Below are 12,560 nucleotides of genomic sequence, written 5' to 3' on the forward strand. Positions count from 1 at the left end.
GCTTACGGTAAAGATCATTTTAGCTCTCTAGTTTAGGGTTTTTTTAGCCACAGATTAAAATGATTCGTACAGATTATTTTATCATTAAGTTGAAAAAATAAATCTGCTCAATCAGCGAGCAATAAAAAATCGTTTTAATTCTTTAAAACTGTGGCAAAATATTTTCAAGCAGATTCATTTCCAAAGCAAACAGCAAGAATTTATTAAATTTTAATTCGTGCAAATTCGTGGCAACAAAAAAAATCCGCTAAAAGAAGAATCTCCAGCGGATTTAAACAAACTAAAAAAAAATCTTGCAAATTTATTTATAAAGAATTGTTTTGCTTTTATAAGATACCAAGCTCGACCATGCAAGCTTTCATCATTTCGTAAGTTCTCTGAATATCGTTATCTAAACCAATTGAAAAACGAATTAACCCATCCGTTAATCCCATTTCCGCTTGCTCTTCTAACGGAATTTCACTGGAAGTTGAAGTTCCCGGTGCACTGAAAAGTGTTTTGTAAAAACCTAAACTTACTGCCAGGTATCCTAAATTTCTGGTTTGCATCAATTCCATCAGTTCATTGGCTTTTTCTAAAGTTCCGACATCAATGGTCATCATACCTCCAAAACCATATTCCGGATTGATCATTGTTTTGTATAGCGTATGACTCGGATGACTTTTTAGTCCCGGATAAACCGTTTTTAGTCCGTCTTTTTCAAACTGATCCGCTAAAAAATGAGCGTTATGACTGTGTTGTTTGATACGAATATGAAGCGTTCTAAGATTTTTCATTACACTGGCAGAGCGTAAGCTGTCCATTGTTGGTCCCAAAAGCATGCTGGCTCCACTGTTTACATTTTTCAAAGCGTTAATAAACTCTTTAGAAGCACAAGTGACACCACCAACAGTATCGCTACTTCCGTTAATGTATTTTGTTAAACTATGAATTACAATATCAGCACCCAATTTTGCAGGTGAAACAGATAGTGGTGAGAATGTATTGTCAACAACTAATTTTAAATTGTGCTTTTTAGCAATTTTTGCCAAACCAGCAATATCAGCCACTTCAAGTAATGGATTGCTCACGGTCTCACAATACAAGACTTTTGTATTTGAGGTGATGGCAGCTTCTACAACATCTAATTTTGTGATGTCTACAAAACTCGTTTCAATGCCAAAACGAGGTGTGAAGTTTTTAAGGAAAGCATAGGTTCCGCCATAGATGGTACGGCTGGAAACAATATGGTCTCCCGCACCACATAATTGCAGTAGAGTAGGTGTAATGGCGCCCATTCCCGAAGCTGAGACATTTGCTGTTTCTGTGCCTTCCATAGCAGCCAAAGCCTGGTCCAGATACAAATTACTTGGCGACGAATGACGTGAATATAAATAACAGCCTTCCATGTTGCCTTCAAAAGTATCAAACATGGTTTTAGCGGAAAGAAAAGTATAGGTAGAAGAATCTGAAATGGACGGATTGACACCACCAAATTCGCCAAAATATTGTAAATCCTGAATTTTGTCTGCCGGATTAAAATCGTTCATTAGAGTTATTTTTAAGTTAGTTTTATTTTTTTCAAATTGATATCTGTCATTGACATTGATCTTTGAAATTGATTCCTACGATTGGAATTCTTTTTCAAAATAAATCTATATTAGAAAATAAGTCAATGCTTGTTGTTGTAATTAGATTTTAAAACTATAATTATGGTTATTTGTAGATTATTTGTTTAAATTTGGTTAATAAATGAAGTTGCAATAGATTTTCTTTCATTCCTAAATACCTACAAAAAATGACTTTAGACGCTACAGACAAAAAGCTATTGGTTTTGTTACAAACCGATAGTAAAAAGACAACCAAAGAATTGTCCTTAAAGCTCAATCTTTCGGTAACTGCGGTTTATGAACGCATCAAGAAGTTAGAGCGCGAAGGGATTATTAAAAATTATGTGGCTTTGGTCGATAAATCAAGAATCGAAAAAGGGTTTGTCGTTTTTTGTCATTTGAAACTCATTCAACACACCAAAGAGTTTTTAACCAAATTCGAAAGTGAAGTTATTCAGCTCAACGAAGTTTTAGAATGCCATCACGTAAGCGGTGATTATGATTACATCTTGAAAGTACTCGTAAAAGACATGGAGGCCTACCGGGAGTTTTTGGTAACTAAACTGACTTCACTACAGCACATTGGAAGTACGCAGAGTATGTTTATGATTAGTGAGGTGAAGAATTCTACGGTGATTTCTTTTTGAAAGTTGCTCAGGTTCTGAGTTGCTGAGGTTCTAAGGTTTAGGGGTAAAGAGTAAGAGGTTAAAGGTTCTTTAAGTTGCTAAGATTTCGAGTTGTTGATATCGCAGAGCTTTATTTATGAATTGCCTCCAGCTTTAGCTGGAGATTTAAATTAGGACATGGAAAAGGCTTTAGCCAAATTTTGTTTCTGTGTTAAAAGTAAATACCTATGAATTTTTTAGATTGGTATAGACAGTATTTATCAAGATAATAATATACAGATTATGGAAGAGTGGGAGCCAATATCATTTAATGAACTTAGTGATGAAATTCAAAAATCAGAACCTGATTTGAGTGAAGAGTTATCGAATTTTTGGCAATCAATTAAAATTGATCCAATAAAATGGTCTGAGAAAGATTATGGTGATGAAGGAGGAGGTTTTTGGGTAGTAGCCCTCTGTGGGGATAAAATTATTTGGTATAACGATATTGAAGAGGGATTTAATATCTCAAATTATAATAAACTGGGTGAAATCAAGGATTACTGTTGTAATCAAGATGAACTTAGTTGGGCAGTGGAAAAATTATTTAATTTTATAAAATTTGGAGAATCTTTGATTCAGCGCACTAGAACCTAAAAATCTTGATATAATTGTTCTTAACTTAGAATAGTTTTAAATGAACTAAAAGCAAAGTAAAACGAAAGAATTATATTTGATAGCTAAATAGAGTTTTTTAAACAAAGATATATATGGTACAAAGGTTTTGTGTTTCAGTTTCTTTGTTTCAAATCGGGGGTTTGCGTTGCTGTTAAATTCAATAGATTAACACAATCCAAAACTAAAAAGATTTATTTGAATTAAATTCAACGGATATGGAAACTAAAGAATTAAGACGTAAGCTTATAAATGATTTTGGAAAATTTATTCAAGACGATTCGAAATTAGAAATTTTAGAAAGCGTTTTTGATGCCATAAACCTTGATGAAAAAAAATCTATTGTTTCGGATTCACACTATGATTTAGTTTCAGAAGAAAGAGAAAAATATCTTTCGGGAGAAAGTCAGGCAAGTTCTTGGGAAGAAGTAGAAAAACGCATGAATGCCAAGTATGGTTTTCTTTAAAGTCTCTGAGTTGCTGAGGTTCTAAGTTTTTAGGAGCAAAGGTTCAAAGAGGCAAAGTTTTTTAAGATTCTGAGGTTTTAGGCTTTTATTGTAAAACACAAAGTTTAAAAACCTGAAGCATGAAACTTGAAACTTGAAACCTGAAACCTGAAACCTGAAACAAAAAAAACACACCACCCCTCCACATAACTCCTAACGCCCCTTGTAGTTAATCATCCCTCAAATTTCACACAAAAAACATTGTAATTTAAACTTCAGACAAAACTTAATTCCTTAATTTTGTAACCGCTAAAAAAATTTAAATCAAATACTATGAGTTCATTTGACGTAGTCATTATAGGTTCAGGTCCCGGAGGATATGTTTCAGCAATTCGTTGCGCACAATTAGGTTTCAAAACAGCAATCGTAGAAAAGTATACTTCTTTAGGAGGAACTTGCCTTAACGTGGGTTGTATTCCATCAAAAGCATTATTGTCTTCTTCGCATCATTATGCAGAGATTGCTCATTTTGCAGATCACGGGATTGAAGTTTCGGGAGATGTAAAAGTTAATTTAGAAAAAATGATCGCTCGTAAACAAGGAGTTGTAGATCAAACCGTAGGTGGAATCAACTACCTAATGGATAAAAATAAAATCACTGTTTTTAATGGTTTAGGTTCATTCGTTGATGCAACACATATTGCAGTTGCTAAAGCTGATGGAACTTCTGAAACTATTGAAGCAAAATATACTGTTATTGCAACAGGTTCTAAACCGTCTTCTTTGCCATTCATCAAAATTGATAAAGAAAGAATCATCACTTCTACTGAAGCTTTGGCTTTAAAAGAAGTTCCAAAACACTTAGTGATTATTGGTGGTGGAGTTATCGGTATCGAATTAGGACAAGTTTATTTACGTTTAGGAGCGCAGGTTTCTGTAGTAGAATTCATGGACAGAATTATTCCGGGTATGGATGGTGCTTTGTCTAAAGAATTGACTAAAGTATTGAAAAAACAAGGAATGAAATTCTACGTTTCTCACAAAGTAAAATCAGTAGAAAGAAACGGCGATGCTGTTGTGGTTCAGGCTGAAAATGCAAAAGGAGAGACTATTACACTTGAAGGAGATTATTCATTAGTTTCTGTTGGTCGTCGTCCGTACACAGATGGATTAAACGCAGACAAAGCCGGAGTAAAAATTTCAGACAGAGGGCAAGTTGAAGTAAACGATCATTTACAAACAAATGTTCCAAATATTTATGCAATTGGTGATGTTGTTCGTGGAGCGATGTTGGCGCATAAAGCAGAAGAAGAAGGTGTTATGGTTGCTGAAATCTTAGCAGGTCAAAAACCGCATATTGATTATAACTTAATTCCTGGTGTTGTTTATACTTGGCCGGAAGTTGCTGCTGTTGGACAAACAGAAGAGCAAGTTAAAGCTTCAGGAACAGCATATAAAGTGGGAAGTTTTCCATTTAAAGCTTTAGGACGCGCAAGAGCAAGTGGAGATTTGGACGGTTTCGTAAAAATCATTGCTGATGCCAAAACGGATGAAGTTTTAGGAGTTCACATGATTGGAGCCCGTACAGCTGATTTAATTGCTGAAGCAGTTACTGCAATGGAATTTAAAGCATCTGCTGAAGATATTTCAAGAATGAGTCACGCACACCCAACTTTTGCTGAGGCAATCAAAGAAGCAGCATTAGCGGCTACAGATAACAGAGCATTACACGTATAATTTAGTACGAAATTATATTTGACCGTCAGAATTTACATTCTGGCGGTTTTTTTTGTTTTTTTAAATATTGATTCGTAACTTTATAAGAGAAAATTATTCTTTTTGCTTGGTACAATCTTTATTCAAATAAGGATTTTGGAAACTTCAATAGAGCGAAATTATATATCCGGAAAATAACCAGATTTCTTGGATTTGATTTTAGACAGAGAAAAAATAAAACTATTATAACTGCAGAATTCGTTACAGCATATACAATAAAAGAAGATAACAGGGACTATGATGTCAAAAAAGACAAGTGGGAACAAAGTATCGGGAAAGCCAAATTTGTCAAAAAAGACGATGTTGGGGTGCTAAGAGTCTCATTTTTTGGTCCTTTTTACTAAGGTAGTAAAAAATAAACCCGACAGGTTTTTAAAATCTGTCGGGTTTATTTTTTAGTTTGGTAATAAATTAAGGAGTAAAAACAGTTTTGTAATTATCCCAATATCTGTAGATCAAAAATAAATTGGCTAAGAATAATAGTCCTGCTATCGGCAAACCTTCCGGAGCCATGAAATAATTAATAAACAAAATATTGATTGTAATTGGCAAGATTAGAATATTAGCCAATGTTACAAAACGACCCGTTAAAAAAGCAATTCCACAAAGCAACTCTACTGATTTTGCCAATGGCAATAAATAAGTTGAGGCCACTAAGCCCATATTAAAAGCTTTAAAATTTCCTGTAACTTCCGGTTCAGGAGCCAGCTTAAAGAAAAAACTGATTGAAGCAAAGAGCAACAAAAGGCCAATCAAAACTCGAATAATAATAGTAGCAATTTTCATAATACTTAGGATTTTTAAGAGGTTGAAAAAAATAATTATGTGCTTGATATAATTTGAATTCTCGTATAAAATGAAAATCAATTTTAAACCTTATTTTACTGAGGATTTTACAATCAAAACAATCTATTTTAAGATTAATAGAATGCTATATCAAATATAACGAATTTTTTCTTATAAAATTGTTACTTAATTAACAGTTTTTAGCTTATTTCTTTACGTATTTTTTATAGAGGAAGAAGCCACCAAAACCCATCAGAATAAAAGGCCATAGATTAAGAATAAAGACAAATATGGCTTCAAGAATGTACCAGCCATTTTTTAAAGAATCAATGATCTGAATGCCTAAGTTTGGCTTGTAAGCGTTACTGTCTTTATCGCTGGCTGTAATTTCCTGTTTTGTCGTTTCCTTTTGATAAAGCTGTAGCGTAATGGTGCTAAAGTTGATTTGATCTTCCATCGACAGTTGGTCAATTATAGTATTGTCTTTTGCTTCTTTTTGGGTGGCTAAAGCATTTTCGGCCTGCATGATATCGGTCATTTTTTTGCCTTTGGTATCAATTGCTTTTGCGACTCTTTTTTCGGTAACCACATTTCTTTTCTGTGCCAGTTGATTGGATAACAATTTTAAAGAAACATCATCCGCTTTAATGACTCTCGAGTCCAGAAAATCAATTTGTCTGGCAATGGTCTTGATTACGGTGTCCAGTTGCGTATTTGGTACACGAATCGTAACATTGTTTTCAACCGTATATTTTGTAGTTTCTAAAGTGCTGTCCTGACTAATTTTGGTTTTAATCTGTTCCTGAATATTACTTTGTAAGTTGGTATAGGTGACAAAACCTCCAAATTTCTGAACTGTATTTTCAATTGCATAAGTTGATTTAGCAACATTTTTGACTTTAAATTTAATATCGGCGGTTCTGATGAACTTTTGCTTACTGTCTTTTTTCTCTACTGCGGCAGAAGAAGAGACTGTGGCGCTGTCTGCAACTGCAGTTGCATAATCTGCGGTCTGATCGTTGAGTGATGCATCATCTGCTTTTTTGCAGGAATATAGCAATGTAACGGTTGCCAGTGTAGTTAAACTTACTTTTGTAATTGTTTTCATAAAGGATTAAAAGATTAAAAGAGGATTAGTTATGGATTTACACGATGTAAACCGTTTTTATTGTTAGAAACAGCTTTAAGGATTGGTATTAATCTCGTATACTAAAAAGCATGCCAATATTTTTTCCGGTATTATTTTATTGAAGGATTTTTTTTATCGTAATTTTGAAGTCTAAAATTATACCACTTTTGAGAGTTACAATTCATAAACCTATTGCCAATCCGGAGCAACTTAAACAACAGCTTTTAATTTGGTCGCAACAATTCCGTGAGGTTATTTTTTTGGACAGTAATTCCTATCCACAAGAATATTCAAGCTTTGATTGCCTGCTTGCTGTAGATGCTTTTACTTCTGTGAAAACAGATTTTCATAACGCTTTCGATGATTTGAAACAATATCAATCGACCACGAAAGATTGGCTTTTTGGATATTTAGCTTACGATTTAAAAAATAATATTGAGAGATTAAAGTCGTCCAATTTTGATGGATTGAATTTTCCGGATTTGTTTTTTTTTCAACCAAAAAAAATATTTTTATTAAAAGGAAATGAACTTGAAATTCAATACCTCTTTCTTTGTGATGATGAGGTTGAAGTTGATTTTGAGGAAATTACGAACAGTCATTCTCAATCATTTGTGACACTGGGTGCAATCGAAGTACAGCAACGAATTTCAAAAGAATCTTATGTCGAAAAAGTGACAAAAATGCTGGAGCACATTCACGTAGGTGATATGTACGAAGCTAATTTTTGCATGGAGTTTTTTGCTGAGGACGCTATTATAAATCCTATAGAGAAATTTCAAAAGTTAAATGAGATTTCGCAAGCGCCTTTTTCAGTTTTCTTTAAAAACGATAAGCAGTTTTTACTTTCCGCATCACCCGAACGGTATCTGAAAAAGGTTGGAGATACGTTACTATCTCAGCCCATAAAAGGAACTTCAAGACGCTTTTCAGATTTTACAGAAGACGAAAAATCAAAGGAGTATCTTAGAAAAGATGCAAAAGAGCGTGCCGAAAATATCATGATTACCGATTTGGTTCGAAATGATTTGTCGCATACTGCCCAGAAAGGTTCCGTTGAAGTTACAGAGCTTTGCGCTATTTATTCGTTTTTACAAGTGCATCAGATGATTTCGACTATAACGTCAAAACTAGATGCCCAATATACCCCAATTGATGTCTTAAAAACCACTTTTCCAATGGGAAGTATGACAGGAGCGCCGAAGATTTCTGTAATGAAAATTATTGAAAATCTGGAAGAAACCAAACGTGGTTTGTACAGTGGTGCCGTTGGATATTTTACACCTTCCGGTGATTTTGATTTTAATGTCGTTATTAGAAGTATTTTGTACAATCAGGAAAATAAGTATGTTTCGTTTTCTGTTGGTAGTGCTATTACGTCACAATCCGTTCCAGAGAAAGAATATGAGGAATGTTTGCTGAAAGCTAAGGCGATGCATGAGGTTTTGCAATAAAAATGAGTGGCCACGAATTACACTAATTTTCACTAATTAATGTTTTGTTGTTTGCTAATTTTAAAAAAGATTAAATCAAAAAAAAGCGAAGATTCGTATCAAAAAAAATATAGTCACAAATTAAGAGGATTAAAAAGATTAAAAATCAGTGTGAATCTTTTTAATCAGTGGCAAAAAAAATAATTCGTGCCAATTCGTGAAATTCGTGTCAAAAAATATAGCCACAGATTAAGAGGATTAAAAAGATTAAAAATCAGTGTGAATTTTTTTAATCAGTGGCAAAAAAATGATTCGTACCAATTCGTGGAATTCGTTGCTAGAAAAATATAGCCACAGATTAAAGGATTAGGAGATTAAAAATCAGTGTGAATCTCTTTAATCAGTGGCAGAAAAAATAATTCGTGCCAATTCGTGAAATTCGTGTCAAAAAATATAGCCACAGATTAGGAAGATTAAAACGATTAAAATCAGTGTAAATCTATTTAATCTGTGGCAAAAAAAACTAATCTGTGTAAAAAGTAATTCTTATAGCTTGCTTCACCTGTTTTTTTATCTGTCGTTTGAACGGAAGTAAATATTTTTATCGCGCTTAACATTTCATTTGAAAATTAATAAAATTTTAATCTTTATCTTTATCGAATGCTTTCAAAGTTTCAAAATCATGTCGCTTCCAGATTTTCTTTTTTAGAAAATAAAAAGCTCTTTCTTGCCGTTAGTGGAGGTTTAGACAGTATGGTTTTACTGCATTTGCTCAAACAATTACCATATGAAATTGCGGTTTTGCATTGTAATTTCCAACTTCGTGGCTTAGAAAGTTTTGGTGATCAGAATTTCATCCAGGAGTATTGCGACACAAATAAAATCCCTGTTTTTATAACACAGTTTGATACGGAGGCTTTTGCGAAAGACTATAAGCTTTCGACTCAGGTTGCGGCTCGTGAGTTGCGCTACAGTTGGTTTTATGAGCTTTTGGAAACCGAAAATTTCGATTATATTCTAACAGCACACCATGCCGATGATAATTTGGAGACTTTTATTATCAACTTAGCAAGAGGTACGGGATTGGATGGATTAACGGGAATACCGGAAGAAAATGATAAAATTATTCGTCCGCTTTTGCCTTTTTCAAGAGAGGAAATCTTGAAGTATGCTCAGGAAAATAATATCCAATGGAGAGAAGACAGCAGTAATGCCTCTAATAAATACCTCAGAAATAAAATTCGCCATGATTTAGTTCCGATTTTAAAAGAAATCAATCCTAACTTTCTGAATGCTTTTCAAAAGACACAATCTTTTTTGCAGGAAGCACAGGTGATGGTTGAAGACGCTTCGATTATGATTTACCAACAGGTGGCAAAAGAAATGGAGGATGATATTCATTTTGATTTAGTTCAGCTTAAAAAATTACCCAATTATAAATCGTATCTGTACCAATGGCTGAATGAATTTGGATTTGTTGCCTGGAATGATATTTATGACTTAGTGGATGGACAATCCGGAAAGCAAGTTTTTGCAGCGGAATTTCGCTTGTTGAAAAACAGAAACACATTGATTTTATCCCCGATTTTAGAAGAGGATGAAAATGAGGAATATATAATTAATGAAACAGATACAGACGTTAATTTTCCCTTAAAATTAAGGCTTTGTCAGGTAGATGACATTACTATAGATTCAAATAAGGCTATATTTGTTGCTGTCGAAAAAATCCGGTTTCCTTTGATTTTACGTAAATGGAATGAGGGAGATCTTTTCTATCCTTTTGGAATGCAGGGTAAATCTAAGAAAGTGAGCAAGCTCTTTAAAGATGAAAAATTGTCTCTGATTGAAAAAGAAAAAACATGGATTTTGTGTTCTGACAACCAGATTGTTTGGGTGGTTGGAATACGCCAGGACGAACGATTTAAAATTGAAAATACAACTACTAAAATACTTAAAATAGAATTACAATAATGAATTCAAATCAATCTTATCAGACGATTATCTCAAAAAATGGTTGGCATAAAACCATTGTATTTTTGTTATTTTTCATTTTTGCTTTTGCAAAAGGCAATGCTCAAATTTTAGAACCGGTAAAATGGACGGCTAAAATTGAAAAGAAATCAGGAAGTAATGCGGTTTTGATTTTTGATGGTGTGATAGAAAAAGAGTGGCATATGTATTCGCAATTTACGCCAGATGGAGGTCCGCTTCCGTTGGAAATTGCGTTTAAAAATCAAAAAGGGAATTATACTTTAGTTGGCAAAGCCAAAGAGGGTAAAACCAAAACGGCTTTTAATGATATTTTTGGTGTGAATGAAACTTTCTTTGAAGGGAAGGCACATATCGAACAGGAAATCACAATTACAAACCCGGATTTAAAGACCGTTGATGTTGACTTTGACTTTCAGGTTTGTAAAGAAGTTTGTATCAATTCCAGTAAAAAGTTTTCAATTGTAATTCCGGCATCCTTTAAAATGGAGGCAGTTGCGACAGTATCAGAATCAAAATTAGATGAAACTAAAAACGCGGGATTGGCTGTTGATACCTTAACAAAAGAGGTAGTGGCACCTGCAACAGAAAACGTAAAAACGGAAGTTACTTCAACAACAGAAAAAGCAGAAATGCCGGCTCCGGCTTCGAAAAGAAGTTTGTGGTCTATCTTTTTCATCGCATTTTTATCAGGTTTCGCAGCATTGTTAACGCCTTGTGTTTTTCCAATGATTCCGATGACAGTGAGTTTCTTTACAAAACAGAGTAAAAGTAGAGCAAAAGGGATTCGAAATGCTATTATTTACGGTGTTTCAATTATTGCTATTTATGTTATTTTGGGACTAATTGTGACTAAAATATTTGGAGCTGATGCATTAAATGCGTTGTCTACAGATGTTTGGTTTAATTTGATATTCTTCGTTATCCTTATTGTATTTGCTACTTCTTTCTTAGGGGCTTTTGAAATTATGTTGCCAAATTCATGGGCAAATAAAGCCGATCAGCAAGCCGATAGAGGAGGATTAATAGGGATATTGTTTATGGCTTTAGCTTTAGCAATTGTTTCTTTTTCTTGCACAGGACCAATTGTAGGAACCTTATTAGTAGAAGCAGCTTCAAATGGAGGAATTGCTCCAATTGTCGGGATGTTAGGATTTTCGTTAGCTTTAGCGTTACCTTTTATGCTTTTTGCGATGTTCCCGGGTTGGTTAAATTCATTGCCAAAATCGGGTGGATGGTTGAATACGGTAAAAGTGGTTTTAGGATTTTTAGAATTGGCTTTGGCTTTTAAGTTTTTATCAAATGCCGATTTAGTTTTACAGCTGCATTTCTTAGAAAGAGAAGTTTTTATCGCAATCTGGATCGCCATTTTTGGAGCGTTGACTTTGTATTTGTTTGGAAAAATTACTTTACCTCACGATAGTCCATTACAGCATATTTCAGTAGGAAGATTGTATTTAGGATTGCTTACCTTGGTATTTACATTTTATTTAATTCCGGGTCTTTGGGGTGCGCCTTTAAAATTAATTAGTGCGTTTCCACCACCTCCACAGTATAGTGAAAGTCCATTTGGTGTTGGAGGATCAGCAGGTTCTAATGCAGGATCGGAAGAAGGATTACCAGAAGGAGCCGAATTGGGACCTCATGGCATCATGGTTTTTCACGATTACGAGGATGGATTGGCGTTTGCAAAATCGGTTAACAAACCTATAATGCTTGATTTCACCGGTTATGCTTGTGTAAATTGCCGAAAAATGGAAAACAATGTTTGGTCTGATGAAAGAATTTTGCCAATCTTAAAAAATGATGTCGTTCTGATCTCTCTTTATGTTGATGATAAAAGAGAATTACCGAAAGAAGAACAGTTTACAACGGCTTCAGGTGATGAAATCATTACAGTTGGTGATAAATGGACCGATTTTATGATCTCAAAGTATAAAACCAATACACAGCCATTATACATTATTACAGATTTAAATGGTAAAAATTTACATAATGATAAACCAACTATTAGTTATGTGGGGGCTGATGAGTATTTGAATTGGTTAAAAGAAGGAATAGCTAATTTTAAATAAGAGATTGTTTGTTCTGAGAACAGGAAAATATAGCATTAGGTTGAATTAATTCAAAAT

General features: G+C 34.0%; 10 protein-coding genes. 7 read left to right on the plus strand and 3 right to left on the minus strand.

Annotated elements, in window-relative coordinates; all coding sequences use genetic code 11:
• Positions 1-326: 326 nt before the first annotated feature.
• Entirely contained in the window at positions 327-1,529 is a 1,203-nt protein-coding gene (locus AB674_RS16055; protein ID WP_047778238.1) for an aminotransferase class I/II-fold pyridoxal phosphate-dependent enzyme, read from the minus strand.
• A gap of 248 nt (positions 1,530-1,777) precedes the next feature.
• Between AB674_RS16055 and AB674_RS16060 the strand changes: the two genes are divergently transcribed.
• The 4 genes from AB674_RS16060 to lpdA all read left to right on the plus strand — a co-directional run bounded on the left by AB674_RS16060 (position 1,778) and on the right by lpdA (position 5,052).
• The gene (locus AB674_RS16060; RefSeq protein ID WP_047778239.1) at positions 1,778-2,236 is read left to right on the plus strand and encodes an Lrp/AsnC family transcriptional regulator; all 459 of its coding nucleotides are present in this window, start codon (positions 1,778-1,780) and stop codon (positions 2,234-2,236) included.
• Positions 2,237-2,497: 261 nt separating this feature from the next.
• Positions 2,498-2,851: a hypothetical protein gene (locus AB674_RS16065; protein WP_047778243.1), complete on the plus strand. Its 354-nt coding sequence runs from the start codon at positions 2,498-2,500 to the stop codon at positions 2,849-2,851.
• A gap of 236 nt (positions 2,852-3,087) precedes the next feature.
• Positions 3,088-3,336 (plus strand): hypothetical protein, encoded by a 249-nt coding sequence (locus AB674_RS16070; protein WP_047778245.1) that lies wholly within the window; start codon positions 3,088-3,090, stop codon positions 3,334-3,336.
• A gap of 312 nt (positions 3,337-3,648) precedes the next feature.
• Positions 3,649-5,052: a dihydrolipoyl dehydrogenase gene (gene lpdA, locus AB674_RS16075; RefSeq protein ID WP_047778247.1), complete on the plus strand. Its 1,404-nt coding sequence runs from the start codon at positions 3,649-3,651 to the stop codon at positions 5,050-5,052.
• A gap of 450 nt (positions 5,053-5,502) precedes the next feature.
• Here the strand turns inward: lpdA and AB674_RS16080 are convergent, their stop codons facing one another.
• Complete coding sequence (locus AB674_RS16080; protein WP_047778248.1) at positions 5,503-5,877, minus strand: DoxX family membrane protein; 375 nt, start codon at positions 5,875-5,877, stop codon at positions 5,503-5,505.
• A gap of 205 nt (positions 5,878-6,082) precedes the next feature.
• Positions 6,083-6,985, minus strand: a complete 903-nt coding sequence (locus tag AB674_RS16085; RefSeq protein ID WP_047778250.1) for a DUF4349 domain-containing protein — start codon at positions 6,983-6,985, stop codon at positions 6,083-6,085.
• A 188-nt stretch (positions 6,986-7,173) separates the two neighbouring features.
• Between AB674_RS16085 and AB674_RS16090 the strand changes: the two genes are divergently transcribed.
• From AB674_RS16090 to AB674_RS16100, 3 genes are all read left to right on the plus strand, one after another.
• A complete protein-coding gene (locus tag AB674_RS16090) occupies positions 7,174-8,460 on the plus strand; it encodes an anthranilate synthase component I family protein (RefSeq protein WP_047778251.1) in 1,287 nt (428 codons plus the stop codon).
• A gap of 639 nt (positions 8,461-9,099) precedes the next feature.
• Positions 9,100-10,410 carry a tRNA lysidine(34) synthetase TilS gene (tilS, locus tag AB674_RS16095; protein WP_047778253.1) on the plus strand — a complete coding sequence of 437 codons (1,311 nt, stop codon included), beginning with the start codon at positions 9,100-9,102 and terminating at the stop codon, positions 10,408-10,410.
• On the plus strand, positions 10,410-12,503 hold the full coding sequence (locus AB674_RS16100) for a protein-disulfide reductase DsbD family protein (protein WP_047778255.1): 2,094 nt from the start codon (positions 10,410-10,412) through the stop codon (positions 12,501-12,503). Before tilS ends, AB674_RS16100 begins: the two co-directional genes overlap by 1 nt.
• Positions 12,504-12,560 lie beyond the last annotated feature (57 nt).

Source organism: Flavobacterium sp. ABG (assembly GCF_001027725.1).
GTDB lineage: Bacteria > Bacteroidota > Bacteroidia > Flavobacteriales > Flavobacteriaceae > Flavobacterium > Flavobacterium cupriresistens.

Coding starts and splice junctions, on each gene's coding strand:
- AB674_RS16055 (WP_047778238.1), bottom strand. CDS start 1,529: ATGAACGATTTTAATCCGGCAGACAAAATTCAGGATTTACAATATTTT.
- AB674_RS16060 (WP_047778239.1), top strand. CDS start 1,778: ATGACTTTAGACGCTACAGACAAAAAGCTATTGGTTTTGTTACAAACC.
- AB674_RS16065 (WP_047778243.1), top strand. CDS start 2,498: ATGGAAGAGTGGGAGCCAATATCATTTAATGAACTTAGTGATGAAATT.
- AB674_RS16070 (WP_047778245.1), top strand. CDS start 3,088: ATGGAAACTAAAGAATTAAGACGTAAGCTTATAAATGATTTTGGAAAA.
- lpdA (WP_047778247.1), top strand. CDS start 3,649: ATGAGTTCATTTGACGTAGTCATTATAGGTTCAGGTCCCGGAGGATAT.
- AB674_RS16080 (WP_047778248.1), bottom strand. CDS start 5,877: ATGAAAATTGCTACTATTATTATTCGAGTTTTGATTGGCCTTTTGTTG.
- AB674_RS16085 (WP_047778250.1), bottom strand. CDS start 6,985: ATGAAAACAATTACAAAAGTAAGTTTAACTACACTGGCAACCGTTACA.
- tilS (WP_047778253.1), top strand. CDS start 9,100: ATGCTTTCAAAGTTTCAAAATCATGTCGCTTCCAGATTTTCTTTTTTA.
- AB674_RS16100 (WP_047778255.1), top strand. CDS start 10,410: ATGAATTCAAATCAATCTTATCAGACGATTATCTCAAAAAATGGTTGG.